This is a genomic window from Streptomyces sp. Y309 (genome assembly GCF_056712025.1).
This window is the reverse complement of record NZ_CM160048.1, coordinates 5,870,401-5,896,655: the sequence shown is the minus strand read 5'-3', so window position 1 is coordinate 5,896,655 and position 26,255 is coordinate 5,870,401. Positions and strand designations below refer to the sequence as shown.

The following is a 26,255-nucleotide window of genomic DNA, read 5'->3' as shown; positions in this document are numbered from 1 at the left end:
AATCGATTCCAGTGCCGCCCGGCTGCGCTCCGCAGCCGGGCGGCTCTTTGCGTTGCACAGGGACCCAAAGGGGAAGGCGAGATTAACTTAGGTTAGGCTAACCTAAGTTCCACGTCGCGCCCCCGGGCCCTCCCTGCTGTGCCCTGTTCCCGGGGGCGCGACCAAGTCCCCTCACCTGGAGGACCGTTCATGCGCTCGCACCTGCTCAATGACACCACCACGGAGCGGTACCGCGCCTCCGTGACCGAAGGAGTCGAGCGGGTGGCGGCCAGAATCGCCACCACCTCCCGCCCGTTCACCGGCGTCACCGCCGACACCCTGGCCCCCCTCGTCGAGGCCGTCGACCTCGACACCCCGCTGCACGACACCGTCGCCGCCCTCGACGAACTCGACGAGCTGTACCTGCGCGACGCCGTCTACTTCCACCACCCCCGCTACCTCGCCCACCTCAACTGCCCGGTCGTCATCCCGGCCGTGCTCGGCGAGGCCGTCCTCTCCGCCGTGAACTCCTCCCTGGACACCTGGGACCAGTCCGCGGGCGGCACCCTCATCGAGCGGCGGATCGTCGACTGGACCACCGAGCGCGTCGGCCTCGGGCCCGCCGCCGACGGCGTGTTCACCTCCGGCGGCACCCAGTCCAACCTGCAGGCCCTGCTGCTCGCCCGCGAGGAGGCCAAGGCCGACTCCACCGCCCGGCTGCGCGTCCTCGCCTCCGACGCCGGTCACTTCAGCGTCCAGAAGGCCGCGAAAACCCTCGGCCTCGGCCCGGACGCCGTCGTGGTGATCCCCACCGACCGGAACAAGCGCATGCAGACCGTCGCGCTCGCCCGCGAGCTCGCCCGCCTCGACGGCCAGGGCCTCGTCCCCATGGCCGTCGTCGCCACCGCGGGCACCACCGACTTCGGCTCCATCGACCCGCTGCCGCAGATCGCCGAGCTCTGCGCGGAGTACGGGACGTGGCTGCACGTCGACGCCGCCTACGGCGGCGGGCTGCTCGCCTCGCGCACCCGGCGCCACCTCCTCGACGGCATCGAGCGCGCCGACTCCGTGACTGTCGACTATCACAAGTCCTTCTTCCAGCCCGTGAGTTCCTCGGCTCTGCTCGTTCGCGACGCGGCCACGCTGCGCCACGCCACGTACCACGCCGACTACCTCAACCCCCGGCGCGCGGCGCAGGAACGCGTCCCCAACCAGGTCGACAAGTCCCTCCAGACGACCCGCCGCTTCGACGCGCTGAAACTGTGGATGACGCTGCGCGTGATGGGCGCCGACGCCGTCGGTGACCTCTTCGACGAGGTGTGCGCCCTGGCGGCCAAGGGCTTCGATCTCATCGCCGCCGACCCGCGCTTCGCCGTCGTGGTCCAGCCGCAGCTCTCCACCCTCGTCTTCCGCTACATCCCGGAGGCGATCTGCGACCCGACAGCCATCGACCGCGCCAACCTGTACGCCCGCAAGGCCCTGTTCGCCTCCGGTGACGCCGTGGTCGCGGGCACCAAGGTGGGCGAGCGCCAGTTCCTGAAGTTCACGCTCCTCAACCCGGAGACCTCCGCCGCCGACATCGCCGCCGTCCTCGATCTGATAGCCGGCCACGCCGAGCAGTTCCTGGGAGAGAACCTTGACCGCGCCTGCTGACCTCCGCGACGCGCAGCCGGAGACCACGACGACGCCGACGGCGTCCGGGACGACGTACGACGTCATCGGCATCGGACTCGGGCCCTTCAACCTCGGCCTCGCCTGCCTCACCGAACCCCTCGACGAACTGAACGCCCTGTTCCTGGAGTCCAAGGCGGACTTCGAGTGGCACGCGGGCATGTTCCTGGAGGGCGCCCACCTCCAGACGCCGTTCCTGTCCGACCTGGTGACGCTCGCCGATCCGGCGTCCCCGTACTCCTTCCTGAATTTCCTCAAGGAATCGGGGCGGCTCTACTCCTTCTACATCCGCGAGAACTTCTATCCGCTGCGCCGGGAGTACAACGACTACTGCCGCTGGGCCGCCGCGCAACTGTCGTCCGTCCGCTTCGGTACGACGGTGACTCGGGTGGCGTACGAGAACGAGTCGTACGTCGTCGCCACCCGCTCCGGCGACACCTTCCGCGCCCGCCACCTCGTCCTCGGCACCGGCACCCCGCCGCACCTCCCCGACGCCTGCAAGGGACTCGGCGGCGACTTCATCCACAACTCCCGCTATCTGCAGCACAAGGAAGAGCTGCAGAAGAAGAACTCCCTCACCGTCGTCGGGAGCGGGCAGAGCGCCGCCGAGATCTATTACGACCTGCTCAGCGAGATGGACGTCCACGGCTACCGCCTCAACTGGGTCACCCGCTCCCCGCGCTTCTTCCCGCTGGAGTACACGAAACTGACCCTGGAGATGACCTCTCCGGAGTACATCGACTACTTCCACGCCCTGCCCGAGGACACCCGCTACCGCCTGGAGCGCGAGCACAAGAGCCTGTTCAAAGGTATCGACGGGCAGTTGGTCGACGCCATCTTCGAGCTGCTCTACCAGAAGAATCTGGACGGGCCCGTGCCGACCCGGCTGCTCACCAACTCGGCCCTTACCAGGGCTCGTTACGCGGGCGGCGTCTACACCCTCGGCCTGCGCCAGGAGGAGCAGGGCAAGGACTTCGAGATGACGACCGAGGGCCTGATCCTCGCCACGGGCTACCGGTACACCCCGCCCGCCTTCCTGGAGCCGCTGCGCGAGCACCTGCGCTTCGACGGCCGCGGCCGCTTCGACGTGGCCCGCAACTACTCCGTCGACGCCACCGGCCGCGGCGTCTTCCTCCAGAACTCCGCCGTCCACACCCACGCGCTGACCAGCCCCGACCTGGGCATGGGCCCGTACCGCAACGCGTACATCATCCGCGAGCTGCTCGGCCGCGAGGTCTATCCGGTGGAGAAGTCCATCGCCTTCCAGGAGTTCGCCGTATGAAGGGGACTCTCACGCTGCGACCGGTCGACCCGTTCACCGACGCGGAACTGATCCACTCATGGGTCACCCACCCCAAAGCCGCCTTCTGGCTGATGCAGGGCGCGAGGCTCGAGGACGTGGAGCGGGAGTACATGGGGATCGCGGCGTCCGAGCACCACCACGCGTACATCGGTCTGCACGACGGCGAGCCCGCCTTCGTGATGGAGCGCTACGACCCCCGGTACATCGAGCTCGTCGGCCTGTACGAGCCCGAACCCGGCGACGTCGGCATGCACTTGCTGGTGGCGCCGACCGACCGGCCCGTCCACGGGTTCACCCGGGCCGTGATCACCACCGTGATGGAGCACCTGTTCGCCGACCCGCGCACGCACCGCGTCGTCGTCGAGCCCGACGTCGGCAACACGGCGGTGCACCGCCTCAACGAAAGCGTCGGCTTCGTGCCCGAGCGCGAGATCGAGAAGCCCGAGAAGGACGCCCTGCTCAGCTTCTGCACCCGCGAGCAGTTCGAAGCGGCGGTGATCCGCCGAGCGGTCGCAAGCCGCCCGCACGCAGTCTTTGGAGCGACGACATGACCCGCACGCCCCTTTCCCCCCTGTCCGCGGCCGTGGACCACCTGACCCCGGAGCGCTGGGCCGAGGCCAATCGGCTCCTCATCCGCAAGGCCCTCGCCGAGTTCGCCCACGAGCGGCTCCTGAACCCCGAGGAGCTGGGCGGCGGCCGCTACGTCGTACGCAGCGACGACGGCCTGACCCGCTACCGCTTCGCCACGACCCTGTTCGCCCTCGACCACTGGCAGGTCGACGCCGCCTCGATCACCCGCCACCGCGACGGGACCGAACTCCCCCTGAACGCCCTGGAGTTCTTCACCGAGCTGCGCGCCGCCCTCGGCCTGAGCGACAAGGTCCTTCCGGTGTACCTGGAGGAGATCTCCTCCACCCTCGCCGGCACCTGCTTCAAGCTCGCCAAGCCCCACGTCAGCGCCGCCGAGCTCGCGGCCGCCGGTTTCCAGGAGATCGAGACCGGCATGGCCGAGGGCCACCCCTGCTTCGTCGCCAACAACGGGCGGCTCGGCTTCGGCGTGCACGAGTACCTGTCGTACGCGCCCGAGACTGCGAGCCCCGTCCGGCTCATCTGGCTGGCCGCGTGCCGCGACCGGGCCGCGTTCACGGCCGGGCAGGGCCTGGAGTACGAGTCGTTCCTCCGTACCGAGCTGGGCGCGGAGGCGCTCGCCCGCTTCGACGCCGTCCTGCGCGCCCAGGACCTCGACCCCGCCGACTACCTCCTCGTCCCCGCCCACCCCTGGCAGTGGTGGAACAAGCTGTCCGTCACCTTCGCCGCCGAGGTCGCCGACCGGCGCCTGGTGTGTCTGGGCGAGGGCGGCGACGAGTATCTGGCCCAGCAGTCGATCCGGACGTTCTTCAACACCTCCGACCCCGCCAAGCACTATGTGAAGACGGCCCTCTCCGTCGTCAACATGGGCTTCATGCGCGGGCTCTCCGCCGCGTACATGAAGGCCACCCCGGCCATCAACGACTGGCTCGCCGCGCTCGTCGCCTCCGACGACGTGCTGCGCTCCACCGGCCTCGGCATCATCCGCGAGCGCGCCGCCGTCGGCTACCGGCACCTGGAGTACGAGGCCGCCACCGACCGCCACTCGCCGTACCGCAAAATGCTCGCCGCACTGTGGCGCGAGAGCCCCGTGCCGTCTCTTCAGGACGGCGAGCAGCTCGCCACCATGGCCTCACTGCTGCACACCGACCGCGACGGCGCGTCCTTCGCGGCCGCCCTGATCGAGCGCTCGGGCCTCGCCCCCACCGCGTGGCTGCGCCGCTACCTGCGCGCCTATCTGACGCCGCTGCTGCACAGCTTCTACGCGTACGACCTGGTCTTCATGCCGCACGGCGAGAACGTGATCCTCGTCCTGAAGGACGGCGTCGTGCAGCGTGTCCTGTTCAAGGACATCGCCGAGGAGATCGCGGTGATGGACCCGACGGCGGTGCTTCCGCCCGAGGTCGAGCGGATTCGCGTCGAGGTGCCCGAGGACCGCAAACTTCTGTCGATCTTCACGGACGTCTTCGACTGCTTCTTCCGCTTCCTGTCCGCGCACCTCGTCACGGCGGGCCTGATCGACGAGGACGCCTTCTGGCGGACCGTTGCCGAGTGCGTACGCGACTACCAGCACTCGATGCCCGAACTCGCGGACAAGTTCCGCCAGTACGACCTGTTCGCGCCGGAGTTCGCGCTGTCCTGCCTGAACCGGCTCCAGCTGCGCGACAACGAGCAGATGCTGGACCTTGCCGATCCGGCGGGCGCGCTGCCATTGGCCGGGACGCTCAAGAACCCGATCGCCTGAGACCGGGTGGGGCTCCGCGGACGGTCCCGCGGAGCCCCGCTCACTTACGTGCCTACTCGCTGTGCCAGGGCACCTGCGGCGACTTGTAGTAGCCGATGCCGAGGGCATCCCAGCGCGGCGCCTGGTCCGCGAGCCGGGTCTTGTACGTGTTCCAGTCGTGCGTGGACGCGGGCGACCAGCCGAGCTCGGCGATGCCGGGCAGCCGCGGGAACGCCATGTAGTCCAGGTGCGCGGGCGTGGAGAGCGTCTCCGTCCACAGCGGTGCCTCGACGCCCAGGATCGTGTCGGCCGGGGCCCCTTGCAGATACGTGCCCGGGTCCCAGTCGTAGGAGCGCTGCACCTCGACATAGCCGGCCCAGGTCAGGCCGAGCGGGGTGTCCTTGTCGTACTTCATGTCGAGGTAGGCGCGGTCGGCCGGGGAGAGGACCAGCTTGGTGCCGTTCTTCGCGGCGTTCACGACCTGGTCGCGCTCGGCCTGGCCGGTGCGGTCGTAGCCCCAGTACTGGGCGACGGCGCCCTTGGCCGGGCGGGCGCCGGCCAGTTGGTGCCAGCCCATCACGTCCTTGCCGTACTTGGCGACGATGGGCTGCACCTTGTCCATGAACGTCACGAAGTCCTCGTGGCTCGTGGAGTGCGCCTCGTCGCCGCCGATGTGCACGGTCCCGCCGGGCGTGAGCGCGGCCAGCTCTCGGACGACGTCGTCCACGAAGTCGTACGTCACGTCCTTCTTCACGCACAGCGAGCTGAAGCCGACGTTCGTGCCCGTGTAGAGGGGAGGCGCGACGCCGTCGCAGTTCAGTTCGGCGTACGAGGCGAGCGCGGCGTTGGTGTGGCCCGGCATGTCGATCTCGGGGATCACCTGCATCTGCCGGGACGCGGCGTAGGCGACGATCTCCTTGTACTGGGCCTTGGTGTAGTGGCCGCCGGGGCCGCCGCCGACCTGGGTGGACCCGCCGTAGGTGGCCAGGCGCGGCCAGGAGTCGATGGCGATGCGCCAGCCCTGGTCGTCGCTCAGGTGCAGATGCAGCTTGTTCATCTTGTAGAGCGCCAACTGGTCGATGTAGCGCTTCACTTGCTCGACGGGGAAGAAGTGCCGGGACACATCCAGCATCGAGCCGCGATGGGCGTAGCGCGGCATGTCCTTGATGGTGCCGCCCGCTATGCGCCACGGGCCGCGCTGCTTGGTCTTCTTCTCGACGGCCGCGGGCAGTTGCTGCCGCACCGTCTGCACGCCGTGGAACAGTCCGGCGGGCGACCAGGACGTGATGGTGAGGGAGCCGCGCTCGGAGATGACGCGGTAGCCCTCGGCGCCGAGGACCTTGTTCGCCGGCTCGGCGCTGATGCGCAGCCGGATGCCGTCGCCGCCCGCGCGGTCGGTGACCGGCAGGCGGTAGCCGGTGGAGGGGCGCAGGATGCCCGCGAGGTACTCGCCGACGCGGCGCTCCTCGGGCCGGTCGCCGACGCGGATGCGGGTCTTGGGGGTGATCTCGAATCCGGGTCCGCCCGGCTCGGCGCTCATGGGCACCGGCACGATACGGCCGAGCGGGATGGGCTCGGCCCGCTCGGCGGCGGGACCGGGGGCGGCCGTCGAGGACGACGTACCGGCGGCGGCGATCAGCAGGAGTGATCCGATGACACAGGCAGTTCTGTGGTGCTGTCTCACAAGCGGGTCCCTTCGCCGGGCAACGCGGATGTGACGCAGTCGAACCGTTCACCATGCGTACCGCGCACCCCAGACCGGGTCAAGGTGTAGACCACCTGGCCCAGCCCGCGATGCGAGAATCCCTACATGGCGGAAATCATCCAACGCGACGGGACCTGGACCTTCGACGGAGAGACGCTGCGGCTCGTGCCGGGCCGCGACAAGGGCGTCTCGTTGCTGCGCAAGACGCTCGGCGAACTCACCCTGCCGCTCGCGGCGTTGACGGGCATCGCGTTCGAACAGGGCAAGAAGAGCGGCCGTCTTCGGCTGCGGCTGCGCGACGGCGCGGACCCGCTGCTCCAGGCGACGGCCGGCAAGCTGGCGGACGCCTCCGATCCGTACCAGCTCACCGTGGACTCGGACCGCTACGGCGTCGCGGAGTACATGGTCGAGGAGGTGCGCAACGCGCTGCTCCTGGAGCAGGTCCCCGCCAAGGCCTGCGAGAGCTATCTGCTGCCGGGGCCTTCCGTGCCGCTCCAGGTCGCCGCCGGTGACGCCACGGTGAGCTTCGACGGGGAGCACGTCCGCCTGGAGTGGAACTGGAAGACGGAGGAGGCCAAGGCCGCGGCGGGCACCCGCTCGATCGCGCTCGGCGACGTCGCGGCCGTGGAGTGGCAGCCCGCCATCGGCCTGGAGAACGGCTATCTGCGCTTCACGGTGCGGAACTCCCCCACCAAGGCCCCGCCGAAGTACGACCCCAACTCGGTGGAGCTGTGGGGCTTCAAGAAGGACCCGCTGATGGCGCTCGTCGCGGCGGCCGTGCAGGCCCGGCTTCCGCACCCGGCCGCCGCGAGGCCGGCGCTCCCGCAGGACGCCGCGGCCGGTGACGCGGCGGCCGCGGCCCCCGCGCCGACCGCCGCCGCGGCCGAGGACGATCACGACGCGCTGCTGCGCCGCCTGCGCGAGCTCGGCGAGCTGCGGCAGAGCGGCGTGCTGACCGACGAGGAGTTCGCGGCGGCCAAGCAGGCGGTGCTGAAGCGAATGTGAGCCATCCTGCCCGATATCGGGCAGGATTCTTGCGAAAGACCCCTTGGTACTCCAGGATCATCGAGTGCACGAAGAACTTGTCGATCACCTGACCCGCTCCACCTCGCTCCAGCGAGGTGAGGCCCTGCGGGTGATCCAGGACGTGCTCGCCTACTTCGACGAGACGGCCGAGCAGTTCGTCCGCCGCCGCCACCGCGAACTCCAGGGTCAGGGCCTGGTGAACGCGGAGATCTTCGAGCGGATCGCGGCGGACCTGCAGTACCGAGCGGTCGCGCCGCCCGAGCTCACGCTCAGACAGCTGCGCCGCATCGTGTACGGCTAGACCCGTCTGACCACGTACGAACCGCCTGACCCAAGGGGACCCTTATGTGCGGAATTGTCGGATACATCGGTAAGCGTGACGTCGCCCCCCTCCTCCTGGAAGGCCTGCAGCGCCTGGAGTACCGCGGCTACGACTCCGCGGGCGTCGTCATCACCAGCCCCAAGGCCACCGGCCTGAAGATGGTCAAGGCCAAGGGCCGCGTCCGTGACCTGGAGGCCCGCGTCCCCAAGCGCTTCACCGGCACCACCGGCATCGCCCACACCCGCTGGGCCACCCACGGCGCCCCGTCCGACGAGAACGCCCACCCCCACCTGGACGCCGGCAACAAGGTCGCCGTCGTCCACAACGGCATCATCGACAACGCCTCCGAGCTGCGCGCCAAGCTGATCGCCGACGGCGTCGAGTTCCTCTCCGAGACCGACACCGAGGTCCTCACCCACCTCATCGCCCGCTCCGACGCCGAGAAGCTGGAGGACCGGGTCCGCGAGGCGCTGCGGCACATCGAGGGCACGTACGGCATCGCCGTCCTGCACGCCGACTTCAACGACCGCATCGTCGTCGCCCGCAACGGCTCGCCCGTCGTCCTCGGCATCGGCGAGAAGGAGATGTTCGTCGCCTCCGACGTCGCCGCGCTGGTCTCGCACACCCGCCAGGTCGTCACCCTCGACGACGGCGAGATGGCCACCATCAAGGCCGACGACTACCGCACGTACACCACCGAGGGCTCCCGCACCTCGGCCGAGCCGACCACCGTGGAGTGGGAGGCCGAGTCGTACGACATGGGCGGCCACGACACGTACATGCACAAGGAGATCTTCGAGCAGGCCGACGCCGTGGACCGCGTGCTGCGCGGCCGCATCGACGACCGCTTCTCCACCGTGCACCTCGGCGGCCTGAACCTGGACGCCCACGACGCCCGCAAGGTGCGCCGCGTCAAGATCCTCGGCTGCGGCACCTCGTACCACGCGGGCATGATCGGCGCCCAGATGATCGAGGAGCTGGCCCGCATCCCCGCCGACGCCGAGCCCGCCTCCGAGTTCCGCTACCGCAACGCGGTCGTCGACCCCGACACCCTGTACGTCGCCGTCTCCCAGTCCGGCGAGACCTACGACGTGCTCGCCGCCGTGCAGGAGCTCAAGCGCAAGGGCGCCCGCGTCTTCGGCATCGTGAACGTCGTCGGCTCCGCGATCGCCCGCGAGGCGGACGCGGGTGTCTACGTGCACGCGGGCCCCGAGGTCTGCGTCGTCTCCACCAAGTGCTTCACCAACACCACCGTCGCCTTCGCGCTGCTCGCCCTGCACCTGGGCCGCATCCGCGACCTGTCGGTCTCCGACGGCAAGCGGATCATCGCGGGCCTGCGCGAACTGCCCGCGCAGATCGAGCAGATGCTGGCGCGCGAGGACGAGATCAAGAAGCTGGCGCAGGAGTTCGCCGAGGCCAAGTCGATGCTGTTCATCGGCCGGGTACGCGGCTATCCGGTGGCCCGCGAGGCCTCCCTGAAGCTCAAGGAGGTCTCCTACATCCACGCCGAGGCCTACCCCGCGTCCGAGCTCAAGCACGGCCCGCTCGCCCTGATCGAGCCCGCCCTGCCGACCGTCGCGATCGTCCCCGACGACGACCTCCTGGAGAAGAACCGCGCCGCCCTCGAGGAGATCAAGGCCCGCAGCGGCAAGATCCTCGCGGTCGCCCACCAGGAGCAGGAGAAGGCCGACCACACGATCGTCGTCCCGAAGAACGAGGACGAACTGGACCCGATCCTGATGGGCATCCCGCTCCAACTCCTCGCGTACCACACGGCCCTGGCCCTGGGCCGCGACATCGACAAGCCCCGCAACCTCGCGAAGTCGGTGACTGTCGAGTAATCGGTATCTGTCGAGTACGGGGCACCCCGGCTTCCCTAGGGGCGCGGGGAACTGCGCGACCAACCCCCACTACCCGCAGTCGAAGAACAAAGTGAGCGGGTCCTTGTGCGTGCCACCAGGCGCACAAGGACCCGCTCTTCAAGGGCCAGGGTCGCCCATTACCCCGGCCCGCGCCTGCTCAGCCGGCGGCCGTCACCCCCCGACCAGCAGGACGCCCGGGAAGGGCCGTAGGCCAGTTGGCCAACGAGGCCGTCGCGCCGTACCAGGCAAGGAGACCGCCACCCGCGGCGACCCAGCCGCCCACCTTGGCCAGGCCGTCACCGTCACCGAACTGCGCGATGGCGAGCAACAGCAGCGCCACGAACATCAACGCGTACGTGGCGCGCGTAAGCACAGAGCCGCCGGAGGCGCCTGCGCCTGCACCCGCAGTGAGGGTGAGCGCGACAAGCGCGAACAGAAGCAGAAAGAGACCCGCGGCGTTCGCGGAGACCCGCGCGTCGGCCGAGACGCCCCAGGTGAACCAGAGCGCGCCGATGGCGGCGAAGGCCGTGCCCGTGAACGCGTCGTGGTCGCGGAAGGCGAAGAGTCCGGCGACGAAGAGCGCGACGCCCCCGACATACGTGGCGAGGGTGACCGCGTCGGCGGCGGTCACGCCGTCGATCACTTTGGTGTGACCGAGGCCGAAGGCCAACAGGGTGAGTCCGAGGGCGAGCTGACCGAGGGTGGAGGTGGTGCTTCCCGCGGAGACGTCTTTGTCCACGGCGGGCTCCCTTCGTGCAAGGTGCAGTCGTGCTGCGCGCGGCGCCGGGCTGCGGTTCCCCGGCGAGCGATATGTACCCTTCACAAGGGCGCAAACCACCTCTACGCACGAGTAGATTTATGCGCCGCCACAGGGAAGTTGACGCTGCGAAACCCTCATCCCACCAGGCACGAAAGGGCGTTGCGGAATCAGGCCGGAAGCGGTGTGCGGCCCGGCCGGGCGCTACGGAATGACGACCACGGGCCGTTGCGCACGGCGCGCGAGACGGCCCGCGACCGAGCCGAAGATGCGCCCCACGATTCCGTGCGTCGATCCGACGACGATGGCGTCCGCGGAGTACTCCCGGCCGACCTCTTCGAGCTCGTGGCAGATGTCACCGCCGCGCTCGACCAGGATCCAGGGCACCTCGGTCAGATAGTCCGCGCAGGCCAGCTCGAGACCCAGGACCTCGGTGCGGTGGTCGGGGACGTCGACGAAGACGGGGGGCTCGCAGCCCGCCCAGACCGTGGTCGGCAGCCGGTTGGCCACGTGCACGATGATCAGGCCGGAGCCGGAGCGGTGGGCCATCCCGATCGCGTAGGCGAGGGCCCGCTCACTGGATGTCGAGCCGTCGAAGCCGACGACGACACCGTGCCGGAAGGCGGGATCGCAGGAATGACGTGGTTCTTCCGCCGCTCGGGGGGTCGCGCTCGGATCGGCGACCTGCCGCTTGCGGTCCGCGGGTTCGGAGAATTCGTGACCGGCCATCGGTGTCTCGGCGAAGGAGTCCTCTGTGGGAGGGTCGGCTTTTTTCAGTGCGCGGTGTGTCTCGGGTGCACGGTCGCATGCACGGGTCGGGCGGCTGGTGCGGTGCCCGGGGTGGTGCGACGCGGTCGGGAGCAGGTGGGGCACTGCGGCGATGCAGGTCACCGGACGTGTGTCCGGGAATCATCTTCCCAAGCCCTTACCCCCAAGGGTACGGCGGCACTCCTCTCCTGCCCAGGTCCCGCCCGGAACCTTCCGGGGCTGTCCCGGCGCCGTCCGGAACCCCGGACGAGGCCCCTGTAAGGCCTCACCGCGGCCGCACGGCGTTCACCGGAGCATGCATGAGCCGGGCCCGGATGGCAATGGCGGCTGCCCCGTACAGGCGGTTTGCGCCCGGTTCGGGCGGGCGCTCTCCTTCAGGCCAGTGACCGGCCGCTCGGCCACGCGTTGAACCCCTGAAACCACTCTTTCGGAGACATCCGCAGCCGCCCGCCACACTGCCCCACACTGCCCGCCACACCGTGCGCAACCACCGCCGCAGGGAGCACGCCGTGCCAGGACCGCCCACCGCCGCCACCGCCGCCCCAGCCGCCGTCCGCCACCGTGCAGCCGAGGGGGCGCGCGAGCGCCGGGCCTCCGCCGTCCCCGCGCCCCGGCCCGCCCGGGCCCCGGCCACCGCCCCGCAGGAGTCGGCGAGCGACGTGGTGCGCTGGGCGGCGTTCTCCTGCGTCCTCGTTCCCGTGGTACTCGTCGGGTACGGGACCTCCCTGGCCGGCGCGGGCGGGACGGCCCTGGGCCTGGCGGCCGTGACCGGGGTCTGCCGGGTGCTCCTGCGGCAGTCCGAGCGCGGGGCGGCGAGGGCGCGCGCGCAGCGGGGCGGGGGCGGACGGGGGCGGCGTCAGCGGCAGGCGCCGGGGGCGCATCGGGGCGGTCGACGGCCGGGGCCGAGCGCGCCGGTGGACTGACTGATTCCCGCACGCTCCCCCGAATGTTTTCAGCCAACTTCCCGGCCGTCGGCATTCCCTGGCCGAACGGGGGGTCAACCCACGTCCCACCAGGGGTGAAAGGAGTGACGAAGGGCTCTGCACCCTACGTTGACCGGCCACTGGGACGAGGCGCACTTCCCTGGGCGCCCCGTGAGTGCGACGCTTCGTGATCGAATGCTTCACGCCAAGTTGCCATGTCGACAATGCGCCGGGTGCTGAACTGGTCACGGCGGCGTCACGTGACGCAGTAGATTCGATCTTGACTGTAGTACGGCGGGGGACTGGTGGAGGACCGAGGGGAAACGTGCAGGAGCGACAGGTCCATCAAGCGCGCCAAGAACAGGGAGCCGCGACGACCGAGGGGGGCTTAGCGCCATGAGCCACGACTCCACTGCCGTGCAGGAAGCCGCGGCGCGGAAACTCTCCGGGCGGCGCCGTCGGGAAATCGTCGCGGTGCTGCTCTTCAGCGGTGGTCCCATCTTCGAGAGTTCCATACCTCTCTCCGTGTTCGGCATTGACCGGCAGGACGCGGGAGTCCCTCGATACCGGCTGCTTGTGTGCGCCGGCGAGGAAGGTCCGCTGCGTACCACCGGCGGGCTCGAACTGACCGCGCCACACGGCCTCGAGGCGATCTCGCGGGCCGGCACGGTCGTCGTACCGGCGTGGCGGTCGATCACATCGCCACCGCCGCTGGAGGCGCTCGACGCGCTGCGCCGCGCGCACGAGGAAGGCGCCCGCATCGTCGGCCTGTGCACCGGCGCGTTCGTCCTCGCGGCGGCCGGTTTACTGGACGGCCGCCCGGCGACGACGCACTGGATGTACGCGCCGACGCTCGCCAAGCGCTATCCGTCCGTCCACGTCGACCCGCGGGAGCTGTTCGTCGACGACGGCGACGTGCTGACGTCGGCCGGCACCGCGGCCGGAATCGATCTGTGCCTGCACATCGTGCGCACCGACCACGGCAACGAAGCGGCGGGCGCGCTCGCCCGCAGGCTGGTCGTGCCGCCGCGCCGGGCCGGGGGCCAGGAACGCTATCTGGACCGGTCGCTGCCGGAGGAGATCGGCGCCGACCCGCTGGCCGAGGTCGTGGCCTGGGCCCTGGAGCACCTCCACGAGCAGTTCGACGTGGAGACGCTGGCGGCCCGCGCCTACATGAGCCGCCGCACGTTCGACCGGCGCTTCCGCTCGCTGACCGGGAGCGCTCCCCTGCAGTGGCTGATCACCCAGCGGGTGCTGCAGGCACAGCGGCTCCTGGAGACCTCCGACTACTCCGTCGACGAGGTCGCCGGGCGCTGTGGCTTCCGCTCGCCGGTCGCCCTGCGCGGCCACTTCCGGCGTCAGCTCGGCTCCTCGCCCGCCGCCTACCGCGCCGCTTACCGGGCGCGCAGGCCACAGGGCGAGCGCCCGCTCGAGTCGGCCGCGGCGGCCACCGCCGTGCCCGCGACCGCCTCGGTGGTCTCCGCGGAGGGTCCCGGGCCCGGCCCGGCCGGGAATCCCGGCCTGTCACCGGGGCCCGTGCCGTCCCAGACCCGGCGTACGGCGGCCGCCAGCTCGCTCGGCGCCACCGCGTCCCTGCCCATGGACGCGGGTAAACCGCACGCCGACGCGTACGCGCCGGGTCGCACTCCCCTGCCCGGTCAGAGGAGCGCGCCGTAGGGTTGGGCGCATGAACGATCGCATGGTGTGGATCGACTGCGAGATGACCGGGCTCTCGCTGACGGATGACGCACTTATCGAGGTGGCCGCACTGGTCACCGACTCGGAACTGAACGTGCTCGGCGAAGGTGTGGACATCGTGATCCGCCCGCCGGACGCGGCCCTGGAGACCATGCCCGAGGTGGTGCGGCAGATGCACACCGCCTCGGGGCTCCTCGACGAGCTGTCCGGCGGCACCACGCTGGCCGACGCCGAGGAGCAGGTCCTCACCTACATCCGTCAGCACGTCAAGGAGCCCCGCAAGGCCCCGCTGTGCGGCAACTCGGTCGGCACGGACCGCGGCTTCCTGCTGCGGGACATGCCGACCCTGGAGGACTTCCTGCACTACCGCATCGTCGACGTCTCCTCCATCAAGGAGCTGGCCCGGCGCTGGTACCCCCGGGCGTACTTCAACAGCCCCGACAAGAACGGCAACCACCGGGCGCTCGCCGACATCCGCGAGTCCATCGTGGAGCTGCGCTACTACCGCGAGGCGATCTTCGTCCCGCAGCCCGGACCCGACTCGGACACCGCCAAGTCGATCGCCGCGAAGCACGCCCTGCCTGCGGATTAGCCCTCCCCGGCACCCCCCGTACGGGGTCCGGAAAAGGCGTGCGCGAGCACCCCTTCGGACCCTGTACACTTTTTCTCGGCCGGTCGGAAGAACGACAAAGACCGGCCCGTGGTGGGTGTAGCTCAGTTGGTAGAGCACCTGGTTGTGGTCCAGGTGGCCGCGGGTTCAAGTCCCGTCACTCACCCTGAATGATCAAGGCCCGACCTGTGAAAACAGGTCGGGCCTTCGTCATGCCACCCAGATGGCGCCCTCAGGTGGACAGGCAGACGATGGAATGAGAAGGGGCGGTCGGCGACGACATCGGTCGTGGGCACCCGGCCGTGGACACCGTGGCGGCGACCGACCCCGACCGTGTTGGCATGTCCAGAACGGAGGAAGTCGTCATGATCGAGGTCAAGGCAGTCGAGAAGCCGGATGAGCGGCGTGACTTCCCCCGCGGTCACCTCGAAGCCGTCCATCTCACGGGGCTGGACTTCGCTGTGGGCACCTTCGAGCCCGGCTGGCGCTGGTCCGAGTCCGTGGCTCCGATCGCGGGGACCAAGAGCTGCCAGGTCCACCACAACGGCTATGTAGTCGAAGGACGGATGCACATCCGCATGGACGACGACGGCGGCGAGGCCGAAGTCGGACCGGGCGACGTCTTCGTGTGCCCGCCCGGACACGACGCCTGGGTCGTCGGTGACGAACCGGTCGTGGTGTACGACTTCGCGGGAGGCATGGCGAAGGAGTACGCAAAGGCGGCGGAGGGCTAGCCGTCGGGCGCACACGACTGCTTATCCCGTCACGACAGGGGCACTCAGGCCGCCCTCTGCACTGGTGGGCTCATCCAGGCATCAGGGGCGGGGCCTCCGGATAGTGCGGTCAGTCGTCACCCTCGAAGCGCGGGGCCCGCCGCACATAGCCCAGAGCCCCGCGCCAGAACTCGTACGCCCTCTTGTCGTCGCTCACGCCCAGCGAGATCTGCTTGATGGTGGCCATGGGGGAGGGATACCCCTCGATATTCCTGGACCACGTCCCTCAGGACGACTCCCTGCACACCAGCTCCGTCGGCAGCACGATCTGCTGGCGTGTCAGGCGGCGGGCCGGTGTCGGGCGGGTGTCGGCGATTTCTGTCAGGAGGACGTCCGTCATCGTGCGGCCCATCTCCGCTATGGGCTGGCGGACGCTGGTCAGGGGCGGATCCATGTGGCGGGCGATCGCCGAGTCGTCGAAGCCGACGAGGGCCACGTCGTCCGGTATGCGGCGGCCCGCCTCGCGCAGGACCTGGCGGGCGCCGGCCGCCATCACGTCCGAGCCGGCGAAGACGGCGTCCAGGTCGGGGCGGCGGGCCAGGAGCTCGGTCATGGCGCGGCGGCCGCCGTCCTCGGTGAAGTCGCCGCGGGCTATCAGGTCCTCGTCGACGGGGTGGCCGGCCTCGGCGAGCGCGTCGCGGTAGCCGTCGAGGCGGCGCTGGGCGCCGTACACGTCCAGGCGCCCGGTGATCGTGGCTATCGCGCGGCGGCCCCGGCCCAGGAGATGGCCGACGGCCGCCCGCGCGCCCGCGAAGTTGTCGGAGTCGACCGAGGCGAGGGGCTCGTCGGCCGAGCGGCGGCCGCTGATCACCGCGGGGATCTCCAGCTGCTGGAGCAGGTCAGGGAGGGGGTCGTCGGCGTGCACGGAGATGAGGAGGACACCGTCCACGCGGTGCGCGGACAGATACTGCGCCAGGCTGCGGCGCTCGCGGTCGCCGCCTGCGAAGGTCAGGACCAGCTGCATGTCGGTGTCGGCGAGCGCCGCGCCCACGCCGTGGATGATGTCCGAGAAATACGGCTCCGCGAAGAACCGGGACTCCGGCTCGGGGACGACCACGGCGATCGAGTCCGTACGGTTCGCGGCGAGCGCGCGGGCCGCCGTGTTCGGCACATAGCCGAGCTCGGCGACCGCCTCCTCGACGGCCGCACGCGTGTGCTCACTCACCCGGGGCGAGCCGTTGATCACCCGGGACACCGTGCCCCTGCCGACCCCCGCCCGCGCGGCGACCTCCTCCAGCGTCGGCCGCCCCCCGCTGCGCCCCCTGAGCTGACCACTCCCCATCAGTGCCTCCCCACGACGCGAATCTAACAGCAGGACCACGGCCACCAGCGACAGCGCGAACGGCCCGCAACTCCCGGCGTCCGGTGCCTTGACACCCCCGTGGCAAGCCGCGAACCTTCAACACATCACACATGGGAGCGCTCCCACCCTACCCGGCTCTTACATGACCCGCACGTCCCGTCCGAGCCGTTTCCCACCAACTAGTGACATTTGCAAGGTAGTTGGCCGGTCGTCGGTACGTCAGGGCACCAGGAGGACGTAATGCGCTACAGGACTCGAACGTCCCGCAAGGCCGTGGTCCTCGCGGCCGTGGCCACCCTCACCACCGGGCTGCTCGCCGGCTGCGCCGAGGATTCCGGCGGTGACGAGCCCGGCGGCTCCTCGGGCGGCGGAGGCGGCGGCAAGGGCAAGACGACCCTGACCATCGGGGTGTTCGGCGCCTTCGGCCTGCAGGAGGCCGGTCTTTACGAGGAGTACGAGAAGCTCAACCCGGACATCTCCATCAAGCAGAACTCCGTACAGCGCAACGAGAACTACTGGCCCGCCCTGCTCACCCACCTCAGCAGCGGCAGCGGCCTCTCCGACATCCAGGCCGTCGAGGTCGGCAACATCGCCGAGCTGACCGGCACGCACTCCGGCAAGCTGATGGATCTCGGCAAGACCTCCGGCGTCGACAAGAACGCCTACCTCGACTGGAAGTGGCAGCAGGGCAGCACCGACGACGGCAAGACGGTCGGTCTCGGCACCGACATCGGGCCGACCGGCATCTGTTACCGCAAGGACCTGTTCAAGAAGGCCGGCCTTCCGACGGACCGGGAGGCGGTCGGCAAACTGTGGGCCGGGGACTGGAACAAGTACCTGGAGGCGGGCAAGCGGTACCAGGCGAAGGCACCCAAGGGCACCGCCTTCGTCGACGGCGCCACCGGCGTGATGGCCGCCGTGCACGCCTCCGGCAAGGAGAAGTTCTACGACGCCGAGGGCGAGCTGGTCTACAAGGACAGCGCGGGCGTGAAGGAGGGCTGGGACATCGCGGCCGAGTTCGCCGAGGCCGGGCTCACCGCCAAGCTCCAGCAGTTCCAGCCCAGTTGGGACCAGGCCTTCTCCAACGCCTCCTTCGCCACCGTGACCTGCCCGCCCTGGATGCTCGGCTACATCAAGGACAAGGCGGGCGACAAGGGCGAGGACCAGTGGGACGTCGCCACGGCGCCCAAGCCCGGCAACTGGGGCGGCTCCTTCCTGACCGTGCCCGAGGCGGGCAAGAACAAGGAGGAGGCCGCCAAGCTCGTCGCCTGGCTGACCGCCCCGAAGCAGCAGGCCAAGCTGTTCGACAAGCGGGCCAGCTTCCCGAGCGCCAGTGCGGCGTACGACCTGCCCGAAGTGAAGGACGCCAAGAACCCCTACTTCGGTGACGCGCCCGTCGGACAGATCTTCGCCAAGGCCGCCGAGGGCGTGCCGGTCCAGCCCATCGGCCCCAAGGACGGCATCATCCAGCAGTACCTGGCCGACACCGGGATGCTCGGCGTCGACCAGAAGGGAACGTCTGCCGACAAGGCCTGGGACAAAGCCGTGAAGACGATCGACAACGCACTGGACCAGTGATCATCCGGTGACCGACATCCCGAGTGACGCACCTGCTGCCGCGCCCTCCTCCACGGGGGAGGAGGGCGCGGCCCCCCGCGCGCGGGCCGGAACGCTCGCCGGCGACGGCCGCGAGGCCGTGGCCGGCGCCCGCTCCGGCTCGCTCCCCGGCGCCGCCGACCCGGCCGCCGAACGCCGCCGGGCCCGGCGCAGCCGCCGCTACCGCCGGGACGTGAAGTGGAGCCCCTACGCCCTCATCGCGCCCTTCTTCCTCTTCTTCATCGCCTTCGGGCTCTTCCCGCTCCTCTATACGGGGTGGGCCTCGCTGCACCGCGTGGAGCTGGGGTCGCCCACGGACATGGAGTGGGTGGGCCTGCGCAACTTCTCGCGGCTGATGGAAGACGACTTCTTCTGGAACGCGCTGCGCAACACCTTCACCATCGGCCTCATCTCGACCGTGCCGCAGCTCCTGATGGCGCTCGGCCTCGCCCATCTCCTCCACTACCGCCTGCGCGGCTCGATGTTCTTCCGCGTCGCGATCCTCACCCCCTACGCCACGTCCGTGGCCGCGGCGACGCTCGTCTTCGTGCTCATGTTCAGCCGCACCGACCACGGCATGATCAACTGGGGGCTCGGCCTGGTCGGGATCGATGCCGTCGACTGGCAGAACGGCGACTGGACCGCGCAGTTCGCCGTCTCCTCGATCGTCATCTGGCGGTGGACCGGCTACAACGCGCTGATCTATCTCGCCGCGATGCAGGCCATCTCCAACGATCTGTACGAATCGGCGGCGCTGGACGGCGCGAGCCGCTGGCAGCAGTTCCGGCACGTGACGATTCCCTCGCTGCGGCCGACGATCCTGTTCACCTGCGTGGTGTCGACGATCGGGGCGACCCAGCTCTTCGGTGAGCCGCTCCTCTTCAACCAGGGCGCGAGTCCCACCGGCGGCTCCGACCACCAGTTCCAGACGCTCGGTCTCTATCTGTACGAACAGGGCTGGTTCAACCAGCACTTGGGGCGGTCCTCCGCGATCGCCTGGACCATGTTCCTCATTCTCGTCCTGATCGGCCTGCTCAACTGGGCGATCAGCCGCTGGATCCGCCGGAGCTCGTGAGGGGATGACGTGACCAGCCTCAAGAAACGCGGCGCGGGCCGCCAACTGCAGGGCGGCAAGCTGGCGTACGCCGTGCTGATCCTGTTCACCATCGGCTCCCTCTTCCCCCTGGTGTGGACCGCGATCGCCGCCTCGCGCAACAACACGCGGCTCGCCGAGACACCTCCGCCCTTCTGGTTCGGCGGCAATCTCTTCAAGAACCTGGAGATCGCCTGGACCGACGCCAACATGGGCTCGGCCCTGATCAACACCCTGGTGGTGGCGGGCAGCGTGACCGTGGGCACCGTGCTCTTCTCCACCCTCGCGGGTTTCGCCTTCGCCAAGCTGCGGTTCCGCTTCCGGGGGCTGCTTCTCCTGCTCGTGATCGGCACGATGATGGTGCCGCCGCAGCTCAGCGTCGTACCGCTGTTCATGATGGTGGCCGAGTTCGGCTGGACCGATCAGCTGCAGTCGGTGATCCTGCCGACGCTGGTGAGCGCCTTCGGGGTGTTCTTCATGCGGCAGTACCTCATCGAGGCGCTGCCCACCGAGGTGATCGAGGCCGCCCGGGTCGACGGGGCCAGCAGCGTCCGGCTGATCTGGCACGTCGTCTTTCCCGCGGCGCGGCCCGCGATGGCCGTCCTCGGCATGCTGACCTTCGTCATGGCCTGGAACGACTTCTTCTGGCCGATCATCGCGCTGACGCAGGGCGGCGAGCCGACCGTGCAGGTGGCTCTCGCCGGGCTCGGGCGGGGGCAGATCCCCGACCAGTCCGTGATCATGGCGGGGGCGCTGCTCGGCACGCTGCCGCTGCTCATCGCCTTCGTCCTGTTCGGCAAGCAGATCGTGGGCGGGATCATGCAGGGCGCCGTCAAGGGCTGAGCCCACTCCGCCAGCAAGCCTATGTGCCCTTTCCGTACGACCCTTGGGAGCGCTTCCATGTCCGACGCGAAGTCCGACGCGAACCTGCGGTTTCCGCCTGCCTTTCTGTGGGGTGCCGCGACCGCCGCGTACCAGATCGAAGGGGCGGTGGCCGAGGACGGCCGGACGCCGTCGATCTGGGACACCTTCAGCCATACGCCGGGCAAGGTGCTCGGCGGGGACACCGGGGACGTGGCCTGCGACCACTACCACCGGTGGCGCGACGACGTGCGGCTGATGGCGGACCTCGGCATCGGCGCCTACCGCTTCTCGGTGTCCTGGCCGCGGGTGCAGCCGACCGGGCGCGGGCCCGCCGTGCAGCGCGGGCTCGACTTCTACCGGGCCCTCGTCGACGAACTGCTCACGCACGGCATCACGCCGATGGTCACGCTCTACCACTGGGACCTGCCCCAGGAGCTGGAGTCGGCCTTCCCCAGCGGCTCCCCGGCGGGCGGCGGCTGGCCGGAGCGGGACACCGCCTACCGCTTCGAGGAGTACGCCGGGATCGTCGCCGGGGCGCTCGGCGACCGCGTGGAGCTGTGGGCGACCCTCAACGAGCCCTGGTGCAGCGCGTTCCTGGGCTATGGCTCGGGGGTGCACGCGCCCGGCCGCACCGATCCCGCGGCCGCCCTGCGCGCGGCGCATCACCTCAACCTCGCCCACGGACTGGGCGCGCGGGCGCTGCGCGCGGCGCTGCCCGCGCGCGCCCGGATCGGCGTCTGCCTCAACCCGAGCGCCGTGCGCCCCCTCACCTCCTCCGCCGCCGATCTCGACGCGCGGCGCCGCATCGACGCGCTCGCCAACCGCGTCTTCACCGGGCCGATGCTCCGCGGGGCATACGACGACGATCTGCTCGCGGACACCGCCCGGATCACGGACTGGTCCTTCGTGCGCGACGGCGACCTGGGCATCGCCCGGCAGCCGCTGGACTTCCTCGGCATCAACTACTACTCCCCCGCTGTCGTGTCGGCCGACCCGGACGCGGGCGGACCGCGCCACGACGGGCACGGCGCCGCCGACCACTCCCCCTGGCCGGGCGCCGACTCCGTCTCCTTCCACCGGGCGCCCGGTGAACTCACCGCCATGGACTGGCCGGTGGACCCCACCGGCCTGAAGGACCTTCTCCTTGAGTACACCGCTCAGGCCCCCGGGGTTCCCCTTTTCGTGACGGAAAACGGCGCCGCCTACGACGACAAGCCCGGCGCGGGCGGCCAGGTCCACGACCCCGACCGCGTCCGCTATCTGCACGGCCACCTCTCCGCCGTGCACGAGGCGGTCACCGCGGGCGCCGATGTCCGCGGCTACTTCCTGTGGTCGCTGATGGACAACTTCGAGTGGGCGTACGGCTACAGCAAGCGGTTCGGGGCGGTGTACGTCGACTACGAGACGCAGGCGCGGACGCCGAAGACGAGCGCGCAGTGGTACGGGCAGGTGGCGGCGAGCGGGGAGTTGCCCAGCACCGAGGCGTGAGTCGAGGTGTGAGTCAACATGTGGGTCGAGATGTGAAAAGGGGTGCGCCCCGGCCGAGTGGGGGGAAAGTCCGGCCGGGGCGCGTGTGGGGGGATGCAGTGGCTCTATGTGTGAGGGAAGCAGCTACTCGTACGGCTACTTGTACGGCTACTTGTAGGCCGCGAACGCCTTCGTGAACGCCAGCGGGTCCTGCTCGATCGACGAGCACGTCGGCTGCACGGAGTTGTTGCCGCCCGCGCACGCCTTGTCGCGCGTCGAGGACCACATCGACAGCCAGCCGATGCCCTTGTCCTGCGCGAACTTCACCAGCTCGGTGGCGTCGTCGACCTTGAAGATCTCCGTGGTGACGTCGTTGACGCCGATCATCGGCGTCACCGCGACGGTCTTCCAGGCGTCGGCGTCCGACAGGCCGAGGACGCCCTTGATCTGCGCCTGGGTGGCGGTCGCCGCCTGGGTGGCGTACTTGCCCATGTCGTCGCTGTACGCCGGTCCGTAGTCCATCGCCATGATGTTCACGGCCGACGTCTTCACGCCGTGCTTCTTCGCGTCGGCGAGCAGGTCGACGCCGGGCTGCGTCAGCCCCTCCGGCATCACCGGCAGCGTGAAGGAGACGTCGAGCCCGGGGTGGTCCTTCTGGAGCTTCGCGATCGCCTGCGCGCGGCGGGAGTTGGCGGCGGTGTCCGGCAGCGCCGCGCCCTCGATGTCGAAGTCCACCTTCGTCAGCTTGTACGTGTCGATGACCTTGCCGTACGCCTTGGCGAGGGCGTCGGCGCTGTCGCAGCGCAGGCCGAGTTCGGAGCCGGCGGCGCCGCCGAACGACACGCGGACGTCGCCGCCCTTGGCGCGCAGGTCGCCGATCTGGGCGGCCACCTTGTCGTCACCGAGCGCCGTGGTGCCGCCCCACAACGGCTCGCAGCCGCCGCCCGACGTGACGAACGCCAGGTTGAACTCCTTCACGCCGGTCTTCGTGGCAGTGTCGACGAGGTCGTAGGCCGGGGCGAGGGAGGTGTCCACGAAGGGGGCGAATTTGGCGGAGCCCTTGGTTCCGGTGCCCTCTCCGGGGGTGGTCTTGGTGGGGGTGGGATTGGGGGTCGGGGTGGGGGTCTGCGTGGGCTTCTCGGTGGGGCGGCCGGAGGGCTGCGGGGGCGCGCCGTCGTCGGCCGCGCACTTGGCGTCGTTGATCAGGCACTTGACCGGGTCGGCAGCGCCGGACACGACGAAGCCGACCGTCAGGGACTCGCCGGGGGCCAGCTCCTTGTCCCACTTGGGCGGGGTGACGGTGACGCGGCGGCCCTCGACCTTGTGCTCGGCGTTCCACAGCGAGCCGAGCTTGGCGTCCGCCGGCAGATCGAACTCCAGGGTCCAGTCGGACTGGGCCTTGTCTGTGCTGTTCTTGATCACGTACTGCGCGGTGTAACCACCCGACCAGTCGCTGGTCTTGGTGTACGCGGCGCCGACCGCTGCCGCCTGGGCCGTGCCGGAGAACAGGAAGGCGCCGGCGCCGACGATGGCCGCGGTGGCCGCTGCGCCTATCGCCTTTTGTCTGCCTGTGATCCTGCGGCGGTGGGTGCTCATGGCTGCGCCTGCCTTTTCGGGGGGGGTGCGGGTGGGATCGCTCCGCACGTTAGCCCCGTGGGGGTGCGACAAAACGGGCTTCCCCGGGCCCGGGGGTGGATCTTAGGGTGGGCTTAAGAGTGGGATCGGGGTGCGCAAAGGTTGGGCCTTCCGGCCGGGGTTGTGGGGGGTTTCTAGGCCGCCGCTTCGCGGCGGATCTTTCCCACCCGCCCGCCCGTTTCCAGTCGGCCGCAAGGCTCGGGCCGCAGAGGGGCTCCCCGCACGCCGCGACCTCGCCCCGGCTCCGTGGCCCCCGTCGCGCGCGGTCACTTGGCGTCTGCGGCCAGTGGGGGCGTCTCCCCACGGCGCTGTCGCCTAAGGCCACTTGACACATGCGGCCAGTGTGGCGCTCCCCACGGCACCGCCGCGTCAGCCTGCGCCGCCGCTCACCCGGGCCGACCGCCTGCTCCGGCGCCGTACCGGCCCCCGCCGCCTCCCCCCGGTCGGCGACCGCCGAGGGTCCCGCTGGATCCAGAGGCGTACCTCCGTGCCGCCGAGCACCGAGCTCCCGATGCGGACATCGCCGCCCGTGGACTCCGCCAGGCGGCGGACGATGTCGAGGCCGAGGCCCGTGGAGCCGGTCGCGCCCGCCGAGGTGCCCGAGTTGCCGCGGGCCAGCGCGGCCCCCGGGTCGGCGATGCCGTCCCCCGCGTCGGAGACGAGCACGATCACCGCGTCCTCCCCGCTGTGCACGTCGACGGCGAACGCCGCGCCCTCCCGCGTGTGCCGGAAGACATTGCCGAGCAACGCGTCGAGCGCGGCGACCAGTTCGGCCCGCGCCACCGGGATCCACACCGGCCGGTCCACCCCGGCGACCCGCGCCTCGCGCCCCTCGTCCTCCGCGAGCGCCGACCAGAACTCCATCCGCTCGCGGATCACTTCGGCGGCGTCGCACCCGGCACCCGGGCCGGTGTGGACGCCCGCCGCCGTCTGCGGCTTCGCGTCCCGCGCCGTACGGATGATGGTGTCGACCTCGCGTTCGAGGCGCTCGACGGCGACGCGGGTCTGCTCGGCGGCCGGGCCGCCGCCCAGCGAGGCCGCGTTGAGGCGCAGCACGGTCAGCGGCGTACGCAGCCGGTGCGACAGGTCCGCCGCCAGCTCCCGCTCGTTGGCGAGGAGTTGGACGACCTGGTCGGCCATGGAGTTGAACGCCACGGCGGCGAGCCGCAGTTCGGTCGGCCCGTCCTCCGGCACCCGCGCCCCGAGCTTGCCCTCGCCCAGGTCGTGCGCGGCGCCCACCAGGCGGCGCGCGGGCTGGACCATGCGTACGCCGAGCCGGTCCGCGACCGCGACGGACCCGATGATCAGCGCCACACCGACGCCCGCGAGCACCAGCCACGCCGTGGTCACGCCATTGCTGACCTCGCTCTCCGGCACGAAGATCTCGACGACGGCGATCTCCCCGGAGCTCAGCCCGAAGGGCTGGAGCAGCACGGAGCCGCCGGGCACGCCGGTGGTCCTGGCCCGCCCCTGCGCGCGGGTGGCCTCCACGTCGTGGGCGGTGGCGCGGCGGTCGCCGATCTTCAGCGGCGGGTTCTGGCCGACGGCCGGTACGTACACGGCCATCCGCCCGTCGCCGCCCGCCTCGGAGGTGGCGACGGCCCGGGTGAGCTGGGCGCGGTCGGTGGTGATGGAGAGGGTGGGGCCCATGCCGGCGGCGTGCCGTTCGGCGGCGGAGAAGGCGCGGTCGCGGGCCATCTCCTGGATGACGAGGCCGAGCGGGATGGCGAAGGCGGCCACGACCATCGTGGTGACGGCCAGGCACACCTTCACGAGCGCCCACCTCACGGCGCGGCCCCCGTCGGTCGGGTCCGGTTCACAGCGGCGGTTCCAGTTTCACGCCGACGCCCCGCAGCGTGTGCAGATAGCGCGGGTTGGCGGCGGTCTCGCCCAACTTCCGGCGCAGCCAGGACAGATGGACGTCGATGGTCTGGTCGTCGCCGTAGCTCTGCTGCCACACCTCGGCGAGCAGTTCCTTGCGCGGTACGACGACGCCGGGCCGCCCCGCGAGGAAGGCGAGCAGGTCGAACTCGCGCCGCGTCAGGTCGAGCCGCGCGCCGTCCAGCTCGGCCTGGCGCCGCAGCGGGTCGACGGTCAGGCCGCCGACCTGGAGCACCTGCCGGGGCGCCGCCTCGCCGGAGCCGGACCAGGAGCCGCGCGAGCGGCGCAGCACGGCGGCCATCCGGGCGGACAGGTGCTCGACGGAGAACGGCTTGGTCAGGTAGTCGTCGGCACCGTCGTTGAGGAGCCGGACGATCTCCGCCTCGTCGTCCCGCGCGGTCGCGATGATCACGGGTACGTCGGTGATGCCGCGCAGCATCTTCAGCGCCTCGGACCCGTCGAGGTCGGGCAGGCCGAGGTCCAGGATGACGACATCGAAGCGGAAATGGGCGACCTCGCGCAGCGCCTCCAGGGCGGTACCGACGCTCCGTACCGTGTGGGAGGCGTCGGTCAGATGCCGGATGAGGGCCGAGCGCACGAACTGGTCGTCCTCGACGACGAGCACACTTGCCATGGGCGGCACCGTACGCCATCCGGAGGACCCCGGTGCCGCGCGGGACTTTTGGCCCGGACTTGGGTCCGATGTCC

At 70.4% G+C, this 26,255-nt stretch carries 22 protein-coding genes and 1 tRNA gene; 16 read left to right on the top strand and 7 right to left on the bottom strand.

The window, feature by feature from the left end; all coding sequences use genetic code 11:
* The first annotated feature begins 189 nt into the window (after positions 1-189).
* The 4 genes from AC0KTA_RS24195 (at position 190) to AC0KTA_RS24180 (ending at position 5,285) form a co-directional block, all read left to right on the top strand.
* On the top strand, positions 190-1,632 hold the full coding sequence (locus AC0KTA_RS24195; protein ID WP_481050317.1) for a pyridoxal phosphate-dependent decarboxylase family protein: 1,443 nt from the start codon (positions 190-192) through the stop codon (positions 1,630-1,632).
* 64 nt (positions 1,633-1,696) lie between these two features.
* A complete protein-coding gene (locus AC0KTA_RS24190; RefSeq protein ID WP_481056544.1) occupies positions 1,697-2,932 on the top strand; it encodes a lysine N(6)-hydroxylase/L-ornithine N(5)-oxygenase family protein in 1,236 nt (411 codons plus the stop codon).
* Complete coding sequence (locus AC0KTA_RS24185) at positions 2,929-3,504, top strand: GNAT family N-acetyltransferase (protein ID WP_481050316.1); 576 nt, start codon at positions 2,929-2,931, stop codon at positions 3,502-3,504. The genes AC0KTA_RS24190 and AC0KTA_RS24185 overlap by 4 nt, the downstream gene beginning before the upstream one ends.
* Complete coding sequence (locus tag AC0KTA_RS24180) at positions 3,501-5,285, top strand: IucA/IucC family protein (protein ID WP_481050315.1); 1,785 nt, start codon at positions 3,501-3,503, stop codon at positions 5,283-5,285. The genes AC0KTA_RS24185 and AC0KTA_RS24180 overlap by 4 nt, the downstream gene beginning before the upstream one ends.
* Before the next feature lie 52 nt (positions 5,286-5,337).
* Here the strand turns inward: AC0KTA_RS24180 and AC0KTA_RS24175 are convergent, their stop codons facing one another.
* Positions 5,338-6,948 (bottom strand): beta-N-acetylhexosaminidase, encoded by a 1,611-nt coding sequence (locus AC0KTA_RS24175; RefSeq protein ID WP_481050314.1) that lies wholly within the window; start codon positions 6,946-6,948, stop codon positions 5,338-5,340.
* A gap of 126 nt (positions 6,949-7,074) precedes the next feature.
* Between AC0KTA_RS24175 and AC0KTA_RS24170 the strand changes: the two genes are divergently transcribed.
* The 3 genes from AC0KTA_RS24170 to glmS all read left to right on the top strand — a co-directional run bounded on the left by AC0KTA_RS24170 (position 7,075) and on the right by glmS (position 10,158).
* A complete protein-coding gene (locus AC0KTA_RS24170; RefSeq protein WP_481050313.1) occupies positions 7,075-7,974 on the top strand; it encodes a DUF4429 domain-containing protein in 900 nt (299 codons plus the stop codon).
* 64 nt (positions 7,975-8,038) lie between these two features.
* The gene (locus AC0KTA_RS24165; protein ID WP_481050312.1) at positions 8,039-8,296 is read left to right on the top strand and encodes a hypothetical protein; all 258 of its coding nucleotides are present in this window, start codon (positions 8,039-8,041) and stop codon (positions 8,294-8,296) included.
* A 44-nt stretch (positions 8,297-8,340) separates the two neighbouring features.
* Positions 8,341-10,158 carry a glutamine--fructose-6-phosphate transaminase (isomerizing) gene (gene glmS, locus AC0KTA_RS24160; RefSeq protein ID WP_481050311.1) on the top strand — a complete coding sequence of 606 codons (1,818 nt, stop codon included), beginning with the start codon at positions 8,341-8,343 and terminating at the stop codon, positions 10,156-10,158.
* Positions 10,159-10,336: 178 nt separating this feature from the next.
* Here the strand turns inward: glmS and AC0KTA_RS24155 are convergent, their stop codons facing one another.
* Entirely contained in the window at positions 10,337-10,918 is a 582-nt protein-coding gene (locus AC0KTA_RS24155) for a GPR1/FUN34/YaaH family transporter (protein WP_481050310.1), read from the bottom strand.
* A 222-nt stretch (positions 10,919-11,140) separates the two neighbouring features.
* Positions 11,141-11,665 (bottom strand): universal stress protein, encoded by a 525-nt coding sequence (locus AC0KTA_RS24150; protein ID WP_481050309.1) that lies wholly within the window; start codon positions 11,663-11,665, stop codon positions 11,141-11,143.
* A 548-nt stretch (positions 11,666-12,213) separates the two neighbouring features.
* On the opposite strand from AC0KTA_RS24150, the gene AC0KTA_RS24145 reads away from it, so the two are divergent.
* The 5 genes from AC0KTA_RS24145 to AC0KTA_RS24125 all read left to right on the top strand — a co-directional run bounded on the left by AC0KTA_RS24145 (position 12,214) and on the right by AC0KTA_RS24125 (position 15,669).
* On the top strand, positions 12,214-12,627 hold the full coding sequence (locus tag AC0KTA_RS24145) for a hypothetical protein (RefSeq protein ID WP_481050308.1): 414 nt from the start codon (positions 12,214-12,216) through the stop codon (positions 12,625-12,627).
* A 396-nt stretch (positions 12,628-13,023) separates the two neighbouring features.
* A complete protein-coding gene (locus AC0KTA_RS24140) occupies positions 13,024-14,304 on the top strand; it encodes a helix-turn-helix domain-containing protein (protein ID WP_481050307.1) in 1,281 nt (426 codons plus the stop codon).
* 10 nt (positions 14,305-14,314) lie between these two features.
* Positions 14,315-14,917, top strand: a complete 603-nt coding sequence (gene orn / locus AC0KTA_RS24135; protein ID WP_481050306.1) for an oligoribonuclease — start codon at positions 14,315-14,317, stop codon at positions 14,915-14,917.
* A 111-nt stretch (positions 14,918-15,028) separates the two neighbouring features.
* A tRNA-His gene (locus AC0KTA_RS24130) sits at positions 15,029-15,101 on the top strand.
* A gap of 199 nt (positions 15,102-15,300) precedes the next feature.
* Positions 15,301-15,669, top strand: a complete 369-nt coding sequence (locus AC0KTA_RS24125; protein WP_481056543.1) for a cupin domain-containing protein — start codon at positions 15,301-15,303, stop codon at positions 15,667-15,669.
* 265 nt (positions 15,670-15,934) lie between these two features.
* Here AC0KTA_RS24125 and AC0KTA_RS24120 read toward each other — a convergent pair whose 3' ends face one another.
* Complete coding sequence (locus tag AC0KTA_RS24120) at positions 15,935-16,990, bottom strand: LacI family DNA-binding transcriptional regulator (RefSeq protein WP_481050305.1); 1,056 nt, start codon at positions 16,988-16,990, stop codon at positions 15,935-15,937.
* Between the two features lie 261 nt (positions 16,991-17,251).
* On the opposite strand from AC0KTA_RS24120, the gene AC0KTA_RS24115 reads away from it, so the two are divergent.
* The 4 genes from AC0KTA_RS24115 to AC0KTA_RS24100 all read left to right on the top strand — a co-directional run bounded on the left by AC0KTA_RS24115 (position 17,252) and on the right by AC0KTA_RS24100 (position 22,052).
* Complete coding sequence (locus AC0KTA_RS24115) at positions 17,252-18,589, top strand: ABC transporter substrate-binding protein (protein WP_481050304.1); 1,338 nt, start codon at positions 17,252-17,254, stop codon at positions 18,587-18,589.
* Between the two features lie 118 nt (positions 18,590-18,707).
* Positions 18,708-19,682, top strand: coding sequence for a carbohydrate ABC transporter permease (locus AC0KTA_RS24110; RefSeq protein ID WP_481056542.1), 975 nt, complete (start codon positions 18,708-18,710; stop codon positions 19,680-19,682).
* A gap of 9 nt (positions 19,683-19,691) precedes the next feature.
* A complete protein-coding gene (locus AC0KTA_RS24105) occupies positions 19,692-20,543 on the top strand; it encodes a carbohydrate ABC transporter permease (protein WP_481050303.1) in 852 nt (283 codons plus the stop codon).
* 57 nt (positions 20,544-20,600) lie between these two features.
* The gene (locus AC0KTA_RS24100; RefSeq protein ID WP_481050302.1) at positions 20,601-22,052 is read left to right on the top strand and encodes a GH1 family beta-glucosidase; all 1,452 of its coding nucleotides are present in this window, start codon (positions 20,601-20,603) and stop codon (positions 22,050-22,052) included.
* Positions 22,053-22,199: 147 nt separating this feature from the next.
* Here the strand turns inward: AC0KTA_RS24100 and AC0KTA_RS24095 are convergent, their stop codons facing one another.
* The 3 genes from AC0KTA_RS24095 to AC0KTA_RS24085 all read right to left on the bottom strand — a co-directional run bounded on the left by AC0KTA_RS24095 (position 22,200) and on the right by AC0KTA_RS24085 (position 26,181).
* Positions 22,200-23,627 carry a glycoside hydrolase family 18 protein gene (locus AC0KTA_RS24095; protein WP_481050301.1) on the bottom strand — a complete coding sequence of 476 codons (1,428 nt, stop codon included), beginning with the start codon at positions 23,625-23,627 and terminating at the stop codon, positions 22,200-22,202.
* 408 nt (positions 23,628-24,035) lie between these two features.
* The gene (locus AC0KTA_RS24090) at positions 24,036-25,454 is read right to left on the bottom strand and encodes a sensor histidine kinase (RefSeq protein ID WP_481050300.1); all 1,419 of its coding nucleotides are present in this window, start codon (positions 25,452-25,454) and stop codon (positions 24,036-24,038) included.
* A 28-nt stretch (positions 25,455-25,482) separates the two neighbouring features.
* Positions 25,483-26,181 (bottom strand): response regulator transcription factor, encoded by a 699-nt coding sequence (locus AC0KTA_RS24085; RefSeq protein ID WP_481050299.1) that lies wholly within the window; start codon positions 26,179-26,181, stop codon positions 25,483-25,485.
* Positions 26,182-26,255: the final 74 nt, after the last annotated feature.

Bases quoted from the DNA above. Each gene is read 5' to 3' on its own strand.
- AC0KTA_RS24195 (WP_481050317.1), top strand. From the start codon at position 190: ATGCGCTCGCACCTGCTCAATGACACCACCACGGAGCGGTACCGCGCC.
- AC0KTA_RS24185 (WP_481050316.1), top strand. From the start codon at position 2,929: ATGAAGGGGACTCTCACGCTGCGACCGGTCGACCCGTTCACCGACGCG.
- AC0KTA_RS24180 (WP_481050315.1), top strand. From the start codon at position 3,501: ATGACCCGCACGCCCCTTTCCCCCCTGTCCGCGGCCGTGGACCACCTG.
- AC0KTA_RS24170 (WP_481050313.1), top strand. From the start codon at position 7,075: ATGGCGGAAATCATCCAACGCGACGGGACCTGGACCTTCGACGGAGAG.
- glmS (WP_481050311.1), top strand. From the start codon at position 8,341: ATGTGCGGAATTGTCGGATACATCGGTAAGCGTGACGTCGCCCCCCTC.
- AC0KTA_RS24150 (WP_481050309.1), bottom strand. From the start codon at position 11,665: ATGGCCGGTCACGAATTCTCCGAACCCGCGGACCGCAAGCGGCAGGTC.
- AC0KTA_RS24140 (WP_481050307.1), top strand. From the start codon at position 13,024: ATGAGCCACGACTCCACTGCCGTGCAGGAAGCCGCGGCGCGGAAACTC.
- orn (WP_481050306.1), top strand. From the start codon at position 14,315: ATGAACGATCGCATGGTGTGGATCGACTGCGAGATGACCGGGCTCTCG.
- AC0KTA_RS24125 (WP_481056543.1), top strand. From the start codon at position 15,301: ATGATCGAGGTCAAGGCAGTCGAGAAGCCGGATGAGCGGCGTGACTTC.
- AC0KTA_RS24120 (WP_481050305.1), bottom strand. From the start codon at position 16,990: ATGGGGAGTGGTCAGCTCAGGGGGCGCAGCGGGGGGCGGCCGACGCTG.
- AC0KTA_RS24115 (WP_481050304.1), top strand. From the start codon at position 17,252: ATGCGCTACAGGACTCGAACGTCCCGCAAGGCCGTGGTCCTCGCGGCC.
- AC0KTA_RS24100 (WP_481050302.1), top strand. From the start codon at position 20,601: ATGTCCGACGCGAAGTCCGACGCGAACCTGCGGTTTCCGCCTGCCTTT.
- AC0KTA_RS24095 (WP_481050301.1), bottom strand. From the start codon at position 23,627: ATGAGCACCCACCGCCGCAGGATCACAGGCAGACAAAAGGCGATAGGC.
- AC0KTA_RS24085 (WP_481050299.1), bottom strand. From the start codon at position 26,181: ATGGCAAGTGTGCTCGTCGTCGAGGACGACCAGTTCGTGCGCTCGGCC.